1 protein-coding gene is annotated in these 416 nt (G+C 65.9%); it reads right to left on the bottom strand.

The annotated features are described in order from the left end of the window. Positions 1 to 32: 32 nt before the first annotated feature. Positions 33 to 149: an NAD(+)--rifampin ADP-ribosyltransferase gene (locus CS062_RS25570; RefSeq protein WP_011727514.1), complete on the bottom strand. Its 117-nt coding sequence runs from the start codon at positions 147 to 149 to the stop codon at positions 33 to 35. Positions 150 to 416: the final 267 nt, after the last annotated feature.

Raw genomic sequence — 416 nt, 5'->3', positions numbered from 1 at the left:
CGCTGAGCCGCCGAACAGCGCCGCAGACCCACCTAGTCATAGATGACCGCCAGCCCCTTGCGCCGGAGCTCCTCGAGCCCCTGGCGCATCGCAGCGAGTTGCTCCGGCGGGTGCCCGACCCAGTCGGTGAGCTCCCCGACGATCCACACGCCTGAGTTTGGACATGTCGGCCGGTTTTGGGGGCCGGTAGTCGTTTGTCCTGCGGTGTTGCGCTGGCGGGTGGGTGTTTTGGGGTACTAACAGGGTAGGTTCGTGCGGTGGCGTACGTGCGGAAAGTGCGCACTGCCTCGGGCGCGGTGGCGGTGCAGGTCGCCCGCAAAGACGCGGGCAAGGTGGTGATCCTGGCCCATCTCGGATCAGCTCATACCGATGCTGAGCTGGGCATTCTGCTCGAGCAAGCGAAGGCGATGGTCATC

Source organism: Roseateles chitinivorans (assembly GCF_002761755.1).
Classification (GTDB): Bacteria; Pseudomonadota; Gammaproteobacteria; order Burkholderiales; family Burkholderiaceae_C; genus Roseateles; species Roseateles chitinivorans.
This window is presented reverse-complemented; position numbering and strand designations above follow the sequence as displayed.